The 19,339-nt window shown below is 51.6% G+C and carries 16 protein-coding genes; 11 read left to right on the top strand and 5 right to left on the bottom strand.

From position 1 onward, the window contains the following. Positions 1-31 precede the first annotated feature (31 nt). On the top strand, positions 32-670 hold the full coding sequence (gene msrA, locus P0H77_RS20315; RefSeq protein WP_194207112.1) for a peptide-methionine (S)-S-oxide reductase MsrA: 639 nt from the start codon (positions 32-34) through the stop codon (positions 668-670). A 53-nt stretch (positions 671-723) separates the two neighbouring features. Here the strand turns inward: msrA and P0H77_RS20320 are convergent, their stop codons facing one another. Further along, the gene (locus tag P0H77_RS20320) at positions 724-3,318 is read right to left on the bottom strand and encodes a hypothetical protein (protein ID WP_276158997.1); all 2,595 of its coding nucleotides are present in this window, start codon (positions 3,316-3,318) and stop codon (positions 724-726) included. Between the two features lie 273 nt (positions 3,319-3,591). Further along, on the bottom strand, positions 3,592-4,662 hold the full coding sequence (locus tag P0H77_RS20325) for a LacI family DNA-binding transcriptional regulator (protein ID WP_276158998.1): 1,071 nt from the start codon (positions 4,660-4,662) through the stop codon (positions 3,592-3,594). Positions 4,663-4,853: 191 nt separating this feature from the next. Between P0H77_RS20325 and P0H77_RS20330 the strand changes: the two genes are divergently transcribed. The 6 genes from P0H77_RS20330 to P0H77_RS20355 all read left to right on the top strand — a co-directional run bounded on the left by P0H77_RS20330 (position 4,854) and on the right by P0H77_RS20355 (position 12,448). Beyond that, complete coding sequence (locus P0H77_RS20330) at positions 4,854-6,008, top strand: Gfo/Idh/MocA family oxidoreductase (RefSeq protein WP_276158999.1); 1,155 nt, start codon at positions 4,854-4,856, stop codon at positions 6,006-6,008. Positions 6,009-6,024: 16 nt separating this feature from the next. Then, a complete protein-coding gene (locus tag P0H77_RS20335) occupies positions 6,025-7,209 on the top strand; it encodes a Gfo/Idh/MocA family oxidoreductase (protein WP_276159000.1) in 1,185 nt (394 codons plus the stop codon). Next, positions 7,206-8,273, top strand: coding sequence for a Gfo/Idh/MocA family oxidoreductase (locus P0H77_RS20340; RefSeq protein ID WP_276159001.1), 1,068 nt, complete (start codon positions 7,206-7,208; stop codon positions 8,271-8,273). The genes P0H77_RS20335 and P0H77_RS20340 overlap by 4 nt, the downstream gene beginning before the upstream one ends. Before the next feature lie 9 nt (positions 8,274-8,282). Further along, entirely contained in the window at positions 8,283-9,305 is a 1,023-nt protein-coding gene (locus P0H77_RS20345) for a Gfo/Idh/MocA family oxidoreductase (RefSeq protein WP_276159002.1), read from the top strand. Between the two features lie 79 nt (positions 9,306-9,384). Further along, on the top strand, positions 9,385-10,932 hold the full coding sequence (locus P0H77_RS20350) for an MFS transporter (protein WP_276159003.1): 1,548 nt from the start codon (positions 9,385-9,387) through the stop codon (positions 10,930-10,932). Positions 10,933-11,110: 178 nt separating this feature from the next. Beyond that, positions 11,111-12,448, top strand: a complete 1,338-nt coding sequence (locus P0H77_RS20355; protein ID WP_276159004.1) for a hemolysin family protein — start codon at positions 11,111-11,113, stop codon at positions 12,446-12,448. 215 nt (positions 12,449-12,663) lie between these two features. Here the strand turns inward: P0H77_RS20355 and P0H77_RS20360 are convergent, their stop codons facing one another. Beyond that, the gene (locus P0H77_RS20360; RefSeq protein ID WP_049838959.1) at positions 12,664-12,870 is read right to left on the bottom strand and encodes a DUF1107 domain-containing protein; all 207 of its coding nucleotides are present in this window, start codon (positions 12,868-12,870) and stop codon (positions 12,664-12,666) included. Positions 12,871-13,192: 322 nt separating this feature from the next. On the opposite strand from P0H77_RS20360, the gene P0H77_RS20365 reads away from it, so the two are divergent. The 3 genes from P0H77_RS20365 (at position 13,193) to P0H77_RS20375 (ending at position 15,803) form a co-directional block, all read left to right on the top strand. Then, positions 13,193-13,750: a YtfJ family protein gene (locus P0H77_RS20365; protein WP_276159005.1), complete on the top strand. Its 558-nt coding sequence runs from the start codon at positions 13,193-13,195 to the stop codon at positions 13,748-13,750. Positions 13,751-13,834: 84 nt separating this feature from the next. Then, complete coding sequence (locus tag P0H77_RS20370; RefSeq protein WP_276159006.1) at positions 13,835-14,260, top strand: hypothetical protein; 426 nt, start codon at positions 13,835-13,837, stop codon at positions 14,258-14,260. Positions 14,261-14,717: 457 nt separating this feature from the next. Next, positions 14,718-15,803: a radical SAM protein gene (locus P0H77_RS20375; RefSeq protein WP_276159007.1), complete on the top strand. Its 1,086-nt coding sequence runs from the start codon at positions 14,718-14,720 to the stop codon at positions 15,801-15,803. Here P0H77_RS20375 and cysQ read toward each other — a convergent pair. After that, on the bottom strand, positions 15,797-16,540 hold the full coding sequence (gene cysQ / locus P0H77_RS20380) for a 3'(2'),5'-bisphosphate nucleotidase CysQ (protein ID WP_276159008.1): 744 nt from the start codon (positions 16,538-16,540) through the stop codon (positions 15,797-15,799). The genes P0H77_RS20375 and cysQ overlap by 7 nt on opposite strands. Before the next feature lie 189 nt (positions 16,541-16,729). On the opposite strand from cysQ, the gene P0H77_RS20385 reads away from it, so the two are divergent. After that, positions 16,730-18,673, top strand: coding sequence for a bifunctional 2',3'-cyclic-nucleotide 2'-phosphodiesterase/3'-nucleotidase (locus P0H77_RS20385; RefSeq protein WP_276159009.1), 1,944 nt, complete (start codon positions 16,730-16,732; stop codon positions 18,671-18,673). A 259-nt stretch (positions 18,674-18,932) separates the two neighbouring features. On the opposite strand, the gene P0H77_RS20390 is transcribed toward P0H77_RS20385, so the two are convergent. Next, positions 18,933-19,313 (bottom strand): winged helix-turn-helix transcriptional regulator, encoded by a 381-nt coding sequence (locus P0H77_RS20390; RefSeq protein WP_176919488.1) that lies wholly within the window; start codon positions 19,311-19,313, stop codon positions 18,933-18,935. Positions 19,314-19,339 lie beyond the last annotated feature (26 nt).

The raw sequence follows: 19,339 nt of genomic DNA on the forward strand, positions 1-19,339 counted from the left end.
ACGACAATTTCAGTTTCGGGAGAACAGCATCATGAGTTTATTCGACAAAAAAGAGTTTGTTTCTCAGGCCGATGCGCTGCCCGGACGCAATACACCTATGCCGGTTGCCACGCTTCACGCGGTCAATCAACACTCAATGACCAATGTACCTGACGGCATGGAAATCGCCATTTTTGCGATGGGCTGCTTCTGGGGCGTTGAACGCCTGTTCTGGGTGCTGCCCGGTGTTTACAGTACGGCGGCGGGTTATTGCGGCGGTTATACCCCTAACCCGACGTATCGCGAAGTATGCTCCGGAGAGACCGGTCATGCGGAAGCGGTGCGCGTGGTATACGATCCAAACGTCATCAGCTATGAACAGTTGTTGCAGGTGTTCTGGGAAAATCACGACCCGGCCCAGGGGATGCGCCAGGGCAACGACCATGGTACGCAGTATCGTTCCGCGATCTATCCGTTAACGCCGGAGCAGGATGCCGCCGCTCACGCCAGCCTTGAGCGTTTTCAGGCGGCAATGCAGGCCGCGGGTGACGAGCGCCATGTGACTACCGAGATTAAAACCGCTACGCCGTTCTATTATGCAGAAGACGATCATCAGCAGTATCTGCATAAGAATCCGTACGGGTATTGCGGTATTGGTGGGATTGGGGTGTGCCTGCCGCCGCAGGCATGAGATGCTGAAAAGCGTTACCCGCCCTCCGGCGGGTAACGGCACATCAAAACAAATTACTTCTCAAATTTCACTGGTGCATCACGGTAGGCTTTCAGCTTCGCGCGCATCCAGCGGCTGCTGTTGCGGTTGACCGCGCTCACAACGCCAGTGGTAGCGCCGCCGCCGACCTGCACATGGAAAATACCGCGCGACGGGAAATCCTGATATTTCGGCGCGGTGAAATCCCATTCATGGCGGCTGAACAGCTCCTGCGGGTTGCGGCCCATCATGCTGGTATGAACATCAAGGAATTCGATATTCAGCAGACGCGGGTTAATGGCGGCGACTGAACTGCCGATCTCCGGATGGCCCATCAGATAGCTACCGCCGGTGCCCCAGAACTGCTCTTCCAGTTCACCCACTTCCTCGTTTACGCTGGCCAGACGGCTTGCCGGCATCTGCCACGGCAGGACCGGCTGACGTAAATGACGGCTCAGTGACGCGCAGTAATCAAAAGTACGATCCCACTCGAACGGAGAGTAGCAGTAGCCGTTTTTGTAGGCGCGTGCGGTGAAGTCATCCGCCTCATAACGGTCAACCGCCATAAAATCGGCGCCTTTAGCGACAGCAGAGACACCAGTAGCGCGGGTATATTGCGTCTCCTCAAAGATCCCGATCAGCAGCGCATACTCAGCAGAGAGTTTGCCCGCCAGTGCAGGATTGATGGTCATACGCTTTTTAGTGCCATCAATCGGATCAAACACATCGTCGTAGGTGAAATCGTTATAAACCCACTGCGAACCGCCGACGCTCCACAGGTTAATCTGCCAGCCGAGTACCACATCCGGTGCGACCACGCGGGCCAGCCAGTTAACGCCTTTAACATAGCCTTTCAGCGTATCGGTAATGCCCGCCGGGATAGCGACATTAACGCCGTGATGCGCCATCGCTTCAGACAACGGCTGGCGGACCGGGATCGGGTAATCCGGGGAGAAACCGTACTTCTGGCATTCGCCGAGATAATCCGGGTTGATGATAAAGCCAGCCGGAACAGGATGTTGCTCATCCTTCATCGCCTGCGCCATTTGCAGCGCCTGAATGAAGTTTGCAAAGCTGAATTTATGACGAACCGGATCGTCGATGATGTTTTCAACATCGCCCAGAGACAGGTTACAGGTATAGGACACCATTACCGGCAGCACGCTTTCACCAGTTTTAGCGGAAACATTACGCGCCATTTCAATGATTTTCGGCGTTGGCTCTTTAGTCGGATCCAGATAGCCGGAAGCATCGCCCATGCCGTCATCACCGGAATATTTGAATACGGAAGCGATGCGTGCTTCAGCCAGATCGTCAACGTTGGACGGCGACATATCCGCACAGCCGCCAAAGCTCAGGAAATCCGGAAATCCTTTCACACGCAGGTTCGCACCTTCGGTAATAGTTACGGTTAACGTCTGCGGCGCATTATTTTCGATACGTAATACCTGCGGTTCGACGTCAATATAATGCACAACGCCGTCATGGATCAGGGTGCCGGAAGCAATCTGATAGATACCCTGCGCCAGCAGTACGGACGGTGCGTGACTGCCCGTTTGCATCGGCAGGTCGGTAAAGTGATACTGACGCGCAGCATCAACCAGACGCAGATCGAAAACGGCAGCAACGGTTTTCTCAGCGTTAACCTTGATGGTCAGTGTTGCGGAGCCAGCCTGAACGTCATCATTCTGGCGGATCTGCGCGCTGGTGACGGTAAGCGCATGGAACCGGTTGTCCAGCGCGCCGTTCATAGCATTAACGCTATAGTGGATATTGTTTAGCTTCACATCAGCAATACGCACGCTGTACTGGCCATTAACCGGCAATTGTTCCAGACGCAGTTTCTGCCCGGACTGCATTGTATAGCGCTGTTTTTCGACGCCATTTTCCAGATAAACCACGCTCAGTTCTTCATTATGCAATGCGTGAGTCACGGGTAAATCAATGGCAATTTCCAGCGTAGTGCTACGCTGCGCCGGCGCGAAAGTAATATTCAGCTGGGTACGCTGGCCTTTAGCAATGGTCAGTTCAGCGGTGCTTAATGCCACTGCTGCCCGCACCGTGCCATCCGCGGTGCGCAGTTCGGCCACCGAGGCGCTGTAAGTCCCGGCAGAGATGGCGAAAGAAGACGTACCCGCTTCAGGATGCAACACTTCGCTTTTTTCACCGCGCACCAGCACCAGCTGAAGCGCCGTGTCTTCAAGCCCGGCAGGAAATGCGGCACAGTTAATCACCAGCTCACCCTCCACCTGAGGCTCCTCATCCGCCGCGAAGGTGAACGTATTGCGCAATGATTCCCATTTCGGGGCAGTATCGGAAGACACATTAACGCCCATATGAATTTGCGAAATAGCATCGCCAATGGCGCTACCATCGGCAGCCGTAATAGTTAATTTAATATCGTAAATCCCGGTAGAAATTTCGCTGGATTCAATCTGGGTTTTTAATGCGATCCACGGATTAGTCGAAACGTTAATATCTCCCTCGGTAATTTTCCCCGGCGCACTAAACGTCAGAATCATTTTTTCTTTTATATCAATACGCGCGGCAGAAACAGGCTTGAATCCGGTGATATCAAGCGTAGGATACCAGGTATCATTACTAAAATTAAGTGTAGCATCTAATTGCATTTTTTATCCTTTATAAAATAGTCAACGTCAAGAAATGAATACGTTATGCATCCAGCCACTTTTATTTATAAACAACCGGGAAGAAAAATGCACTGCTATTACCAGCAAGATGAGTTTCTTTGATTTAATATTAACACCGGGATTTAATCACATTTAATTCAATGAGGATTGATTTTACTATTATGATAAAAGTGAGAAGAAAGATGATTTAAAATGAGGAGGGCTATGGCGACAACCTGCCACACCTTCCTCTGACCCGCTGATAAACATTCCTCAGCCATCAGAAGGCATAACTTGCTCTGCCCTTGCGGCAAAACGGGTCGCGCTCAATACGGTGCCGTATTCCGCCACTTTTCCCTGTAATAACAAATTAAATACTGCGGCCTGAGGACGGTTGAGTCGATTTTGTAACAGATGAACGGCTTCAATGCCCAGCTCGCGGCAGGGAACGGCGATACCCGTCAATGACCGGCCCATTTTTTTTTCCAGATGCCAGGCAAAGTCGGTCAGCATTAACGACACCTGCTCCGGCACCTGTAAATTATGCCGTTTCAGCGCACGCATTACGCCCCCCGCCATCTCCACGCTGCCACATAAAATAGCCTCCGGCCACAAATCCCTGGGATGAGAATCGAGCCAGATATTGATTGCTTCCTCTGCTTCATGCGGCGCAAACGTCTCTGTAATCGCTAAATCGCGTTGCGGATCGAATGCCTGGTGAAAATAACGGTAGGCCTCTTTAATACCCTCCAGACGCATATGCAATGTTTCCCGACGCAGGCAGGTTACCGAGAGGATCTGGCGATAGCCACGTTCAAACAGATAGCGTGCTGCGCTAAAACCGATAGCCCGATGATCGGGAGAAACACAGTCCAGCGCCATCTCACGATCGATGGAGTTAATCAGCACGCAGGGTTTATTCAACGTGGCGGCCAGCTTAAAGATCGTCGTATCATCGGTGCCAATAATAATGATGGCATCAATGTCTTTATCGCCAGCTTTTTCAAGAAACAGTTTCAGATCCGGACGCTGCTCCTCCAGACCGTAATAGCTTAAATACACATTCTGGGCGGCCGTCGCTTCAGCAATTCCCTTCGTCACTTCGAGATAAAAAACGTCGCCGCGGGCGTTGAACGTGCGCTGCGGCGCGAAGACCGCGATGCTTTTCACATACAACCGACCCGTCGTTAATTCATCAAGCACACCGAGCCTGCGGGCACACTGAACAATCGCTTCGCGCGCGCTATCGCTGGTATACGATTTACCATTTAACACCCGCGATACCGTACTGATGGAGTAGCCTGTTGCCGCTGCAATTTGATTCATTTTTAGCCTGCCAGCCATAATGTGACCTCGCTCGCAATCAATATCTGCAAAATTTTGCAGAAACAATCGCATGATTTTAAAGCTCTTTCACCACGCAAAGGTCATTTTTGTCTCATCCCTGCGAGCATTCTCACAAATTGTCATTGTCCTCGCCGATGCACTTTTCTATTTTCCAGACATTGTTAATTTCAGCGATAGCAGGATGTGACATGACAAGCGTTCGTTTCGGCATTATCGGCGTGGGCAACATTGGTACCGTTCATACCCGTTACTTACTGGCAGGTACGGTGCCCGAAGCCCGCCTGACCGCGGTATGTGACAACGATCCGACAAAACATGAGGCCATACGTCAGTTGGTAGGGGAAAACGTCACGCTTTTTAGCGATGCAGAATCGATGCTAAAAAGCGGGCTGATTGATGCAGTCATCGTCGCCACGCCGCATTATGCGCACCCGGAACTCTCCATGCTGGCGATGCGCCACGGCATTCATACGCTGTGCGAAAAACCGGCGGGCGTTTATACCGCGCAGGTGCGCGAGATGAATGAATTTGCCCGGCACAGCAAGGTGGTGTTCGGCATCATGTACAACCAGCGCCCCAATCCGCTTTATCAGAAAGTGAAAGATCTTATTGATAGCGGCGAACTCGGCGAGATCCGCCGCTCCAACTGGATCATTACTAACTGGTATCGCTCGCAGAGTTATTACAACTCCGGCGGCTGGCGCGCGACGTGGAAAGGTGAAGGTGGCGGCGTGCTGCTTAATCAGGACCCGCATCAACTCGACTTATGGCAGTGGCTGGTCGGTATGCCGGTACGTATCCGTGCCTTTTGTCAGTTCGGCAAACACCGGCAGATCGAAGTCGAAAATGAGGTCACCGCCTACGCCGAGTATGCTAACGGCGCGACGGGCGTCTTTATTACCACCACCGCCGAAGCGCCGGGTACCAATCGTCTGGAGATCGCCGGCGATCGCGGCAAGATCGTTGTGGAAGAAGGCAGGCTGCGTTTCTGGCGGCTGCGCGAATCTGAAACCGATTTTAACGCCCGCTGGCAGAATGGTTTTGGTGAGCCGGAATGCTGGGAAGTCACTATTCCAACCGCAGCGGAATGCAGTGAACATCATGTTATTACCGCCAACTTTACCGCCGCAGTGCTCCATGGGACGCCGCTTATAGCCCCGGGTCAGGAAGGGATCAATGGCCTGACGCTGTCTAACGCCATGCATCTTTCTACCTGGCTGGACGACTGGGTTGATCTACCGATTGATGAAGCTCGCTACCTGTCGCTGCTGCAGGAACACATCGCCACGTCCATTGAAAAATCATCCGAAAATCGCACGCTGGACGCCTCCGGCAGCTGGTAAATCAGGAGAACATCGCATGTTGAACGTCGCTATTGTGGGCACAGGTAATATTTCCCACAACCACATTCAGAGCTATTTGCAGTTTGCCGACCGTTGCCGGATCGTCGCGCTGGTTGATATCTACCCGGAAAAAGCCGAGGAGAAAAAGCAGCGTTATGGATTAACCGGGGCGACCGTGTACAGCAGCCATGAAGCCACGCTGGACGCCGAAGCGCAGGTAGATATTGTTGACGTCTGCACGCCTCCTTACGTCCATGCGGAGATCGCCATTCACGCGCTGGACGCCGGGAAGCATGTGCTCTGTGAAAAGCCGATGGCGGCCTCGCTGCAGGAGTGTGACGCGATGATCGCGGCACAACAACGAAGTGGCAAAATTCTCTCCATCATCGCGCAAAACCGGTTTACCGATGCCTTCTGGCGGCTGAAAAAAGCCGTGGACTCCGGCGAGATCGGCAACATTTGCCATGCGCAGGTAGATTCGTTCTGGTGGCGTGGGCACTGCTATTACGATCTGTGGTGGCGCGGCACCTGGGAGAAAGAAGGCGGCGGCTGTACGCTGAATCACGCCGTTCACCATATCGATGCGATTCAGTGGATGCTGGGCTTTCCGTCAGAAGTGGTGGCAATGATGACCAACGTTACTCACGATAATGCCGAAGTGGAAGATCTCTCGGCCGCCATTTTCCGCTACCCCAATGGCGCGCTGACTCAACTTACCGCTTCCGTCGTGCATCATGGTGAGGATCAGAAAATCGTCATTCAGGGCGATAAGGCCCGCATCTCAGCACCGTGGGACGTCTGGGCCAGCGTTTCTGCCGACAATGGTTTCCCACAGCCTGAGCATGACGTTCAGCGTGAAGGCCGCCTCAACGATCTGTTTCACACCACGCCAGCGCTGACGTGGACGCTACATAGCGGGCAAATCGACAACCTGCTCAGCGCTATCCGCCAGGATATTCCCCTGCTGATTGATGGCGTCCAGGGCAAGCGATCGCTGGAAATTATCACCGCTATTTATAAATCGTCGATCACGCGCCAGATCGTGTCGCTGCCCATTAGCACTGACGATCCCTATTACCAGACCGGCGGACTTCTCTCGCTGGCACCCCATTTTTATGAAAAAGCCGCCTCGGTAGAAAACTTCAGCGAAGTCGGCGCTATTCCGCTGGGTAAAGACCTTGATACAGGAGCACGAAAATGAGCCTCAATGATGGAATGAATTACGCCCCGAAGGGTAAACCACAGCCGGTGGTAGAAGCAGGCGCGTTTATTATTGCCGCTGCTGCACTGGATCACGGCCATATCTACGGGATGTGCAACGGGCTTATTGAAGCGGGCGCGACGCTGAAGTGGGTCTACGATCCGGACCCGGCCAAAGTCGATGCTTTCGTTCGTCAGTATCCGCAGGTCAACATTGCCGACTCGCTGGATACCATCCTTAATGACAGTAGCGTGCAGTTGGTGGCTGGCGCGGCAATCCCGTCGCAGCGCTGTGCGCTGGGCCTGAAAGTCATGGACGCCGGAAAAGATTATTTTACCGATAAAGCCCCGCTGACCACGCTGGCGCAACTGGACGCGGCAAAACGTAAAGTTGCCGAAACCGGCCGTAAGTATGCGGTTTACTACAGCGAACGTCTGCACGTTGAGAGCGCGGTGTTTGCCGGGCAACTGGTGCAGGAGGGTGCCATAGGCAAGGTCATTCAGACGCTTGGCACCGGTCCGCATCGCGAAGGCCAGGGTCGTCCCGACTGGTTTTACGAGAAAGCCTTTTTTGGCGGCATCCTCTGCGATATCGGCAGCCACCAGATCGAGCAATTCCTGTTTTATACCGGCAATAGCGACGCACGAATAGTGGCAAGTCAGGTACGTAACGTTAACCATCCGCAGTATCCGCAGTTCGAGGATTTCGGCGATGCGATGCTGGCGGGCGACAACGGCGCGACGGGCTATTTCCGCTGTGACTGGTTCACACCGGACGGGCTGTCGAGCTGGGGAGATGGACGCCTGACGCTGCTGGGCACCGAAGGCTACATTGAGATCCGCAAATATGTCGATATCACACGCGGTGAGCAGGATGTGGTTTACCTGGTCAATAAAGAGGGCGAATTCCGCTATCCGGTCGCCGGTAACGTTGGCTTCCCGTTTTTTGGTGAGCTGATTAAAGACTGCCTCAACCGTACGGAAAACGCCATGAGCCAGGCGCACGCCTTTAAAGCCGCAGAACTGTGCGTCAAAGCGCAGATGCTGGCCAACGCGGGCCGCTAAGGAGTCATCATGAGGGCGATAAACGCGGCGATTATCGGCTGTGGTGCCATTCATATCTGTCACGTTGAGGCACTGCGGCAGACGCAGGGTGCACATTTGCGCGCCATCGTGGACACCGATATCGTGAAGGGACAAGCCCTGGCAGCAAGCTACGGCTGTCATTTTTATCATGACTACCGGGAAATGTTGCAGGATCACGCTATTGAGGTAGTACATATTTGTACCCCGCACTACCTGCATAAAGCCATGATCCTCGACGCGCTGGCCGCAGGAAAAGCCGTTTTCAGCGAAAAGCCGGTGGGAATGAACACTCTGGAAGTGGCTGACATTGCCGACGCGGCCTCCCGTGCGCCGGGCCTGCTGGGCGTGTGCTTTCAGAACCGCTTCAATCCCACCAGCCGGGCGATCCGTGATGTGCTGGCATCAAAGGTGCTGGGGGAGATGCGCAGCATCAAAGCGGCGTTGACCTGGTCGCGCTCGGGAGATTACTACACCGGAAGCCCGTGGCGCGGACGCTTTGCCACCGAAGGCGGAAGTCTGCTGATCAATCAGGCGATTCATACGCTGGATCTGATGCAGTGGTTTGCTGATGGCGTGGATAGCGTCAAGGGCGTGGTCGATAGCGGCCCGCTGGCCGAAACTATCGAAACCGAAGACAGCGCGATGGCAACGTTTGCCCTGCATAACGGTGCACGCGGTTTATTCTGGGCCACCAATAACCATACGGTTGATTCACCGCTGTTGCTGGAAATCCACTGTGAAAAAGGCATGTTGCAACTCAGGGATAATACGCTGTGGCAGATTGCTGATGGCGAGTGGTTCTCCCTCACCAATGATAATCCGCCCACGGGTAACGGTAAAAATTACTGGGGCATAGGCCATCAAAAGGCAATTGAACAATTTTATCAGGCTATTCAGCATGGAGGAGATGGCGACTATATCAATATTAATCAGGCAGCAAAATCCATACATATTGTGGAAGCAATATATCGATCTTCACAATTAAGGCAATGGATTAACATTACACATTAATATTATCAATTCCAGTGTTAAAGCGCGCCCGGCCTCTGGCCGGGCGCTATAAACCCTACATCAATCTGGAAATAAAAAAATGGTTAAACCAACTGAAAGAAGAGTCGGTTATGGCGTGGCTATCGGCTACGGCGTGACGGATTTATTTGGCGGAGGTGCCTTCGCTATTATCGGAACATGGCTTCTGTTTTTCTACACTACCTATTGCGGACTATCGGTTCTGGAAGCCGGATCGATATTCGCCGTTGCCAGGATCATTGATGCGATACTTAGCCCAATTATGGGCTATATTACCGATAATTTCGGCAATACCTGGCTTGGTAAAAAATTCGGCAGACGTCGGTTTTTTCTGCTCCTGAGTTCCCCATTAATGTTCCTCTATGCCTTATTATGGGTCACGGATATGGGCTACTGGTATTATCTGGGAACCTATCTCTCTATCGAGCTGTTATCGGCAATGGTGCTTGTACCTTGGGAAACCCTGGCCGCGGAAATGACCAACCGCTACAACGAGCGCAGCCGCCTTTCCGGCGTACGTATGATCTGCTCGCAGCTGGGCGGTTTTCTGGCGGTATCGGTACCGGGGCTGATTATGCAGTTTACCGGCAAAGATAACTCATTCACTTATACGCTGACCGGCCTGCTCTTTTCAGTCATTTTCTGCGTGGCGGTGTTCTCTACCTGGTGGTGTACCTGGGAGGCCAAAGATGTGCAGGAAGAGGGACATTTTCAGCCGCAGGTCAACCGCAGTAGCGGCCTGCTTAATCACCTGAAATATCTGGTACTGGACCTGCTATCATCGTTCCGTATCCGCGCCTTTCGTTTACATATTATTATTTATATTTTCTCGTTCACCGCGATGGATGTTTTTGGCTCAGTATTTACCTATTACGTGGTGTACTGCCTGAGTCAGGATGCCGCTGCCGTTTCCGGCTGGTTAAGTATTGCCGCCTTTGCTTCCGTGCCGGGCACCTTCGGATTTATGCAATTACTTAATCGTTTTAATGTCACGCCATCGGGCGCACTGCGTTTGGCCTACGGCTGCATCTTCTTTGTGCTGGCATTCTTATTTACCGTGTATCTGACCAAAATTAGCGTTCCCACCCTGCTGCTTTCCGGCGTATTTATCGTACTGGGTTTCGCCAGAGCCGGGCTTTATTATATCCCATGGAATATTTACAGTTTTATCCCGGATATCGATGAAATGGTCACCCAACAGCGAAGGGAAGGTATTTTCGCGGGCGTGATGGTCCTGACGCGTAAAAGTACGGTAGCAATGGCGATTCTTATTATCGGCATTGTATTGCAGGAAGCCGGTTTTGTGAAAGGCAGCGGTATTCAGCCGGAAAGCGCGCTGCATGCGATTATTGGCCTGATGATTTTTGCCACCGCAGCACTGCTGGCGGTAAGTTTTTACACCACTTACAAATTCAAACTTACCCGTGAAACGCACAAATTACTGATCAAAGAGATCGCCCGGCGTAAGTTAGGCGGCGACTATCGCGATTGCGACAGCGAGACCAGGCTTGTGATCAAACAGCTTACCGGTTATGAGTACGACAAGGTATGGGGCGGGGAAGCCAGCCGCCAGTTTAATGGAAAAACGCATCTGTCTGCGCTCGAATAATAGGGAAAACCCCACGTTAACCGCCCTGACGACGATGTTGGGGCGCTTTCCCCCTCTGGCAGCCCTCCCCTCCCTTACGCTATACTAGCGGTGAAATTGCCGATCCAGTGCCTTCGGATCGGCGTATCGTGTCATTCAAACTTCCCTTCCGAGGATCTGGCCTATGGCTGGATAAGATATGTTAAACAGTATTTTAGTAATACTTTGCCTGATAGCCGTGAGTGCATTCTTCTCGTTATCTGAGATCTCGCTTGCCGCCTCACGAAAGATAAAACTCAAACTCCTTGCCGATGACGGCAATATCAACGCCCAGCGCATTTTGAAAATGCAGGAGAACCCTGGCACCTTCTTTACCGTGGTACAAATTGGCCTTAACGCCGTTGCCATTCTGGGGGGTATCGTCGGCGATGCCGCGTTTTCACCGGCGTTTTACAATGTCCTGATCCGCTTTGTCTCACCCGAAATGGCCGAACAGCTGAGCTTTATCATCTCCTTCTCCCTCGTCACCGGCATGTTTATTCTGTTTGCCGACCTGACGCCGAAACGCATCGGTATGATTTCGCCTGAAGCTGTGGCTTTACGCATCATCAACCCGATGCGCTTCTGCCTGTTTGTCTTCACGCCGCTGGTGTGGTTCTTTAACGGCATGGCAAACAACATTTTCCGTCTGTTCAAACTGCCGATGGTACGTAAAGACGACATCACTTCTGATGACATCTATGCGGTCGTCGAGGCGGGCGCACTGGCGGGCGTGCTGCGTAAACAGGAGCATGAGCTGATTGAGAACGTGTTTGAACTGGAGTCACGTACCGTTCCCTCTTCGATGACCTCGCGTGAAAACGTAGTGTGGTTCGATCTGCACGAAGATGAAGAGAGTCTGAAAAAGAAAGTCTCGGAACATCCGCACTCTAAGTTCCTGGTCTGTAAAGAAGATATCGACCATATCATCGGTTATGTCGATTCAAAAGACCTGCTTAACCGCGTGCTGGCCAATCAAAGCCTGGCGCTGAGCAGCGGCTTACAAATCCGCAATACGCTGATTGTGCCGGATACCCTGACGCTCTCCGAAGCGCTGGAAAGTTTCAAAACGGCGGGTGAAGACTTTGCGGTCATCATGAACGAATACGCGCTGGTAGTCGGTATCATCACCCTGAATGATGTCATGACCACGCTGATGGGCGATTTAATTGGTCAGGGGATGGAAGAGCAGATTGTCGCGCGCGATGAAAACTCGTGGCTGATTGACGGCGGCACGCCCATTGATGACGTGATGCGGGCGCTGGATATCGATGATTTCCCGCAGTCCGGCAATTATGAAACCATCGGCGGCTTTATGATGTATATGCTGCGTAAGATCCCCAAACGCACCGACTCGGTTAAATTTTCCGGCTATAAGTTTGAAGTGGTGGATATCGATAACTACCGCATCGATCAGCTGCTGGTAACGCGTATTGACAGTAAGCCGACGGTTCTGACGCCGAAACTGCCGGACGCAGAAGAGAAAGGCGCGGCGTAATACCGTGGAACTTTGCCTGGCGGCGCTTCGCTTGCACAGGCCTACAATAGTGAGCAACCTGCTGTCATTGGTGATGTTCCAGGCCGGGTAAGGCGAAGCCGCCACCCGGCAAAACAGCATGTACAATAGCAAAACAGGTTTCTCAAAAACATCAACGGCCCCTTCTGGGGCCGTCTTTATTTACTGCTTATATTTTTTACTGCATAGCACGTTGATTACGCCATCTCAGTTTGCAGATGCAAAACCTGACGATTGACTTCGGACATCACAGACAAATGCTGCTTGTCCTTCACTTTGGGGATAAGGATCTTACCCTTATCAAACTCAAAAGCGCCTACGTCCTTGATGTACAACCGTCCACGGAACAGGATCTTCACGTACTTCGCCACCTGACGCGGGTTGTAGCGTTGGAAAATTTTCATTCTTTTAACTCCTGCTGAAGATTACGCCCTTGTGGTGCCACATTTGGCCCAACTGGTTAAGACGCAAATTTAATGCCCTATGACTATAGACCAGAACCGCCGGGAGACCCAGCATGCATAAGTTTATTTACCGTTTGATTACAATTAATCAGAATTTTCTTTTCAGACATCGTACAAAGGCAGTATAAGCCTTCATTTTTTTCTGAATATGTGCGCTCTACCGCAAATTGGCACCCTGTTTGCGGGAAAAGGTTAAAAATAGCACATATTATTAACATTCCACCGTAAGTGGTCGGATCACCTGCACAAAAAAGGAAGCACCATGACTTTACGAACGCTGATGGCCTCTTTATGCCTCATACTGCCGATGATGGCATCTGCTCATAACTTTAAAGATAACCAGCGCGTGCCGCCCGTTGGCATCGCCGACCGTGGCGAACTCATCCTGAGTAACGACAAGTTTAGCTATAAAAAATGGAATAGCTCGCAGCTCGCCGGAAAAGTGCGGCTGCTGCAACACATCGCGGGGCGCACTTCGGCAAAAGAGAAAAATGCCAATCTGGTCGAAGCCATCAAAGCAGCGAATTTCCCGCATGATAACTATCAGACCACCACGATCATTAACACTGATGATGCGATCCCCGGCTCGGCAATGTTCGTGCGCAGCAGCATCGAGAGTAATAAAAAGCTTTACCCATGGTCACAGTTTATTGTCGACAGCGATGGAGCCGCTCGCCAGGCCTGGCAGCTGGAAGAGAAAGGATCGGCTGTTGTCGTGCTGGATAAAGAAGGCCGCGTTCGCTGGGCGAAAGACGGCGCGCTGACCCAGCAGGAAGTGCAGCAGGTGGTGAGTTTGGTGCGCCAGCTACTCGCCCAATAGTTAATGAAGCTGCTCCTGTCTATTATTAGTGGGAGCAGCAGCGTATACTCACACTCCCGGCTTAACATTCAGGGAGTAATTACAATGACGGGGAATCCATGGCTGGATCCAATCGCGTCCCTCAGCGGTATACATTTTCTATATTTCTATTACATACTCATTACAATCTTTAAATGTTTGACTGTCACGTATGAAAATTACGTATCGGGTTATAAAAACATTCAGTTACCGATCAATGTTAATGAAGATCCACTGTTCATTGCCTGGCTGAAAGATCCGGCCATGGGAATGGTAGAATTAGTTATGGGACCACTGATTGAAGGGGAATTCATCGGTAAGGTTGAAGGCAAAAATACCTGGCGAACAATAAAGAGTAAAAAACCGGGAGCGACGGCTTATGAATACCAGGCGCTTAAACTATTCAAAACACAAAAGCCTTTAAAAAAAGCAGAAAAGATATTCCCGGCATTAATTAAAAAAACCGTGATAAAGCAGAGAAGATGCAGTTGATCCTTAGCAAGTCTGTAAAAAAGAAAATAATTAATGCTAACAGAACAGCGCGGATCATATTGATGGTTCTGGGGTTATATAAATTGATTGCTGCGCTCTGTACGGGACATTATAACATCGGCTATCTATTGATAAGTATTTTCATCGTTATTCCGATCGTATTTTATAAAAGCAATACGAATGCCATTGTTATAAGTCCTTTCGGCAAGCATTATCTACAACAGTACAGCGATGTATTACTTAGCACTGACAACAAGACTCAACAGCAGGAGTGGCTCAGCAGAGTTCTCCTTGGCAGTACCATTATGGCAAACCTCTATGCCAGTGAGGCTCCCGTCATACATAACCCAGCCGCTACCAACAGTAGCGACAGTAATTATAGTGGTAGCAGTTGTAGCGGAAGCAGTTGCAGCGGCAGCAGTTGTGGAGGCAGTGGATGCGGGGGATGTGGTAGCCGATGACTCACTTCTTCCGGCCACAGCATCTGACGGTGCAGTGGCATATCACTGACAGCTGTAATTTGCGCTGCCAGCACTGTTATCAACCTGACTATCAGGGAAAGCGTAATTCTCTGACTGAGTTAATCACTACTGCGGAAGAGATCCTGCAATTTCACCGACAACTTGCCGGGACCCATCAACTCCCTTTACTATTAACATTAACTGGCGGTGAGCCTTTTGCGCATCCTGACTTTATGCACCTACTCGAATTTCTTGATACGCATCCGCTGCGCCCACAAATCGCCATACTAACGAATGGAACATTGCTTACCGACAGACGTCTGGAAAAACTCTCGCGGATCCGTCTGGCGTTTATCCAGCTCAGTCTTGACGGCGATGAAAAAACACATGATGAGATCCGCGGTAAAGGTAATTTCAATCGTGTGCTGGCCGCGACAGTAAAGCTTAATGTGCTTAACAAACGAATACTATGGTCTTTTACCGTTCATAAAAAGAATGCGCACACTTTTGCGCATGTCGCCGCGTTAGCTAAAAAATATCAGGTTAATCGTCTGTGGTTTGATCGGCTTATTCCTTACAAAGAGGATCTTCCTGATATTCTTGATCGACAACAAACACAGCAATTTTTTCAGTCCGCCTGGTTAATTAAGAAGAAGACGGAAAGAAAGCCGCTCATCTCTCTTTTTACTAAAAGAGAGAACAAAACTGAAGTGGCAATGTTAAGAGCATTACAATTTCAGTACAGTGCTACAACGCCATATCGCTGTCAGGCTGGCGCAGGGCTAATAACTATTATGCCTGATGGCGAAATATACCCGTGCCGCAGACTTCCCGTTTCCGTGGGAAATATGCATCAAACTCCACTGATGACGCTGTATCAAACTGCGCCGCTGTTAAAACAATTGCGCGATTTTACTCACCCAGCCGCTTGCACAAAATGTCTCTTTAAATCCCAGTGTCGGGGTGGACTGCGTTGTCTGGCGTGGGCAGTTAATAACGATGCTTTCAGCGCCGATCCTGGCTGTTTGTATACTGGTGAAAGCGCAGCAGACATGCTCTCTGCTGCGCCAGCGACTCAGTAAATAGACACCCGGAAGCCAGGGTTGAGGAAGGATTCACGCGGTGTATAGTCGAGAGTCCTTCCCTGCCAGTCGTGAACGTGCGCCCCGGCGGCAACCGCGACCGCATGACCTGCGGCAGTATCCCAGGCATTGGTTGGCCCGAAGCGCGGATAAAGCTGCGCCTGCCCTTCCGCCACCAGGCAAAACTTCAGCGAGGAACCGATTGACGTCGTCTGGTGCTCACCCAGTTGCTGAAGATATTCCTGCAACTCGGGATCGTTAGAGTGCGAGCGGCTGATCACCACCAGCGGCGGACGCGCATCGCGCACCTGAATTTGATTACGTACGCCGCACTCCTCTTTCCATGCTTTACCTTCAGCGGCGCTGTACATCACTTTAGGCACTGGCGCATATACCACGCCCAGAACCGGTTTGCCCTGCTCAATCAGCGCAATATTGACGGTAAACTCACCGTTGCGCTTGATAAACTCTTTGGTACCGTCAAGCGGGTCAACCAGCCAGAAACGCTGCCAGTGCTGACGCTCATCCCATGAGGGAGGATCTTCTTCCGACAGTACCGGGATATCCGGCGTCAGCGTTTTCAGTCCCTCAATAATAACGTTATGCGCCGCAATGTCCGCCGCCGTTACCGGAGAATCATCCTGCTTGCTGGTCACTTCTATCGGTTTAACGCCGTCGTAAACCTGCATAATGGCATCACCTGCATGCCGGGCAAGCTCGCATATTTGTTGTAGCATTTTCCACCTCTCTCATACGATAGTGGTATTAACTCATTGTTTTATTTATACCCTATCCGAAAATAATTCGCCATCTGTGATAACAGTTACATTTTTGTTATCAAAATACATGGCAAGATTCACACTTCTGTAAGCAACAAAACGTATATACATTTTCTTTTGTGTCTCAGATCAAAAAGGATGTCTCTGATGATTAAGTTTAGTGTAACGCTCCTGGCCACGTTGATTGCGGCAAGTGTGAATGCCGCCACTGTCGATCTCCGCATCATGGAAACGACTGATTTACATAGCAACATGATGGATTTCGACTATTACAAGGATTCGCCGACGGAAAAATTCGGACTGGTCCGCACTGCTACCCTGATTAATGCCGCTCGCAGCGAAGCGACCAACAGCGTGCTGGTGGATAACGGCGACATCATTCAGGGCAGTCCGCTGGGTGACTATGCCGCAGCGAAGGGGCTGAAAAAGGGTGATATTCACCCGGTGTATAAAGCGATGAATACGCTGGATTATGCAGTGGGCAATCTCGGGAATCATGAATTTAACTATGGTCTCGACTACCTGCAAAACGCGCTGGCCGGGGCAAAGTTCCCTTATGTGAATGCCAACGTCATTGACGTAAAAACGCAGCAGCCCTTGTTTACGCCATACCTGATTAAAGAGACGCCGGTTAAGGATCAGCAGGGGAAAGCGCAGACGCTTCGCATCGGCTATATCGGCGTGGTGCCGCCACAGATTATGACCTGGGACAAAGCCAATCTTTCCGGCAAGGTGACGGTGAATGATATTACTGAAACCGTGCGCAAATATGTCCCGGAAATGCGTGAAAAAGGCGCGGATATCGTGGTAGTGATTGCTCACTCCGGATTATCCGCCGACCCTTATCGGGCAATGGCAGAAAACTCTGTTTACTACCTCAGTGAAGTGCCGGGGGTAGATGCCATTATGTTTGGTCACGCCCACGCGGTGTTCCCGTCAAAAGATTTTGCCGCGATTAAAGGCGTCGATCTGCAAAAAGGCACGCTTAACGGCGTCCCGGCGGTAATGCCGGGTATGTGGGGCGATCACTTAGGCGTCGTGGATCTGGTATTAAATAACGACAGCGGAAAATGGCAGGTCAGCCAGGCGAAAGCGGAAGCGCGGCCGATTTATGACGTGGCAGCGAAAAAATCCCTCGCCGCTGAAGATGCAAAACTGGTGGAGGTATTAAAAGCCGACCACGATGCCACCCGCACGTTTGTCAGCCAGCCGATCGGAAAATCCGCCGACAATATGTACAGTTATTTGTCGCTGGTGCAGGATGACCCGACCGTTCAGGTGGTGAACAACGCGCAAAAAGCCTATGTAGAGCATTTTATTCAGAACGATCCGGATCTGGAAAAGCTGCCGGTGCTTTCTGCCGCCGCACCGTTTAAGGCGGGCGGACGGAAAAACGATCCGGCAAGCTATGTCGAAGTGGAAAAGGGACAGTTAACCTTCCGCAACGCAGCCGATCTTTATCTCTATCCAAATACGCTGGTAGTGGTTAAAGCCAGCGGTAAAGAGGTAAAAGAATGGCTGGAGTGTTCTGCCGGGCAGTTTAATCAAATCGACCCGCACAGCAACAAGCCGCAGGCGCTGATTAACTGGGACGATTTCCGCACCTATAATTTTGACGTCATTGACGGCGTGAATTATCAGATTGATGTGACCCAACCCGCCCGCTATGACGGCGAGTGCCAGAGCGTAAACCCGCAGGCGGAACGCATCAAGGATCTCACCTATAACGGCAAGCCTGTCGATCCAAAGGCCATTTTCCTGGTTGCCACCAATAACTATCGCGCTTACGGCGGTAAATTTGCTGGTACGGGCGACGACCATATCGCGTTTGCCTCTCCGGATGAAAACCGTGCGGTGCTGGCGGCATGGATTAGTGCAGAGTCAAAACGCGAAGGAGAGATCCATCCGGCGGCAGATAATAACTGGCGTCTGGCACCGATCCACAGCAATACGCCGCTGGATATTCGCTTTGAAACCTCGCCATCAGAGAAAGCAGCGGCGTTTATTAAGGAGAAGGCACAATATCCAATGCATCAGGTGGCGACCGATGATATTGGTTTCGCGATTTATCAGCTGGATTTAAGCAAGTAAACGTAAGGCTCAGGAGCCTGTCGTGGCTCCTGAGCCTTATATGCCGGGTGGCGGCTGCGCCTTACCCGGCCTACGGTGTCAGTTTCCAGCCCCTACGAGGGAACGCACCATTCGTCACCGCGGCACGTTTTGCCGGGTGGCGGCTGCGCCTTACCCGGCCTACAGTGTCAGATTCCAGCCCCTGCACGTTCCCCCCGTAGGCCCGGTAAGCGCAGCGCCACCGGGCAGGTAACACACCATCCGCTACCGCCTGACAACGTTACGCCGCACGCTCATCACGCGTAGCCAGCACTTCCGGCAGATTCAGTTCGATCCAGTCCGCCAGCGCCGCCACTTTTTCACTCACCTGCTCACCCAGCGCCGTCAGACTATATTCAACGTGCGGCGGCACTACCGGGTATGACACCCGGTTCACGAAGCCATCCATCTCCAGCGCCTGCAACGACTGCGCCAGCATTTTTTCACTGACGCCGCCCATCTTGCGGCGCAGATCGCTGAACCGGTGGGTGCCGTCGCGCAGCGCTACCAGAATCAACACGCCCCAGCGGCTGGTGACGTGTTTAAGCACATCGCGGGAGGGACACTGTTCCGCAAATAAATTGCCGTTGCGCAGTTGTTCGCTAAGAGTCAAATTTGCCATTTTCACACTTACCTTTTTGTGCGTAC

It is taken from the genome of Superficieibacter sp. HKU1 (genome assembly GCF_029319185.1).
Lineage (GTDB): Bacteria > Pseudomonadota > Gammaproteobacteria > Enterobacterales > Enterobacteriaceae > Superficieibacter.

What these genes read in the sequence shown, in the direction of transcription:
- msrA (WP_194207112.1), top strand. Translation starts at nt 32, where the DNA reads ATGAGTTTATTCGACAAAAAAGAGTTTGTTTCTCAGGCCGATGCGCTG.
- P0H77_RS20320 (WP_276158997.1), bottom strand. Translation starts at nt 3,318, where the DNA reads ATGCAATTAGATGCTACACTTAATTTTAGTAATGATACCTGGTATCCT.
- P0H77_RS20325 (WP_276158998.1), bottom strand. Translation starts at nt 4,662, where the DNA reads ATGGCTGGCAGGCTAAAAATGAATCAAATTGCAGCGGCAACAGGCTAC.
- P0H77_RS20330 (WP_276158999.1), top strand. Translation starts at nt 4,854, where the DNA reads ATGACAAGCGTTCGTTTCGGCATTATCGGCGTGGGCAACATTGGTACC.
- P0H77_RS20335 (WP_276159000.1), top strand. Translation starts at nt 6,025, where the DNA reads ATGTTGAACGTCGCTATTGTGGGCACAGGTAATATTTCCCACAACCAC.
- P0H77_RS20340 (WP_276159001.1), top strand. Translation starts at nt 7,206, where the DNA reads ATGAGCCTCAATGATGGAATGAATTACGCCCCGAAGGGTAAACCACAG.
- P0H77_RS20345 (WP_276159002.1), top strand. Translation starts at nt 8,283, where the DNA reads ATGAGGGCGATAAACGCGGCGATTATCGGCTGTGGTGCCATTCATATC.
- P0H77_RS20350 (WP_276159003.1), top strand. Translation starts at nt 9,385, where the DNA reads ATGGTTAAACCAACTGAAAGAAGAGTCGGTTATGGCGTGGCTATCGGC.
- P0H77_RS20355 (WP_276159004.1), top strand. Translation starts at nt 11,111, where the DNA reads ATGTTAAACAGTATTTTAGTAATACTTTGCCTGATAGCCGTGAGTGCA.
- P0H77_RS20360 (WP_049838959.1), bottom strand. Translation starts at nt 12,870, where the DNA reads ATGAAAATTTTCCAACGCTACAACCCGCGTCAGGTGGCGAAGTACGTG.
- P0H77_RS20365 (WP_276159005.1), top strand. Translation starts at nt 13,193, where the DNA reads ATGACTTTACGAACGCTGATGGCCTCTTTATGCCTCATACTGCCGATG.
- P0H77_RS20370 (WP_276159006.1), top strand. Translation starts at nt 13,835, where the DNA reads ATGACGGGGAATCCATGGCTGGATCCAATCGCGTCCCTCAGCGGTATA.
- P0H77_RS20375 (WP_276159007.1), top strand. Translation starts at nt 14,718, where the DNA reads ATGACTCACTTCTTCCGGCCACAGCATCTGACGGTGCAGTGGCATATC.
- cysQ (WP_276159008.1), bottom strand. Translation starts at nt 16,540, where the DNA reads ATGCTACAACAAATATGCGAGCTTGCCCGGCATGCAGGTGATGCCATT.
- P0H77_RS20385 (WP_276159009.1), top strand. Translation starts at nt 16,730, where the DNA reads ATGATTAAGTTTAGTGTAACGCTCCTGGCCACGTTGATTGCGGCAAGT.
- P0H77_RS20390 (WP_176919488.1), bottom strand. Translation starts at nt 19,313, where the DNA reads ATGGCAAATTTGACTCTTAGCGAACAACTGCGCAACGGCAATTTATTT.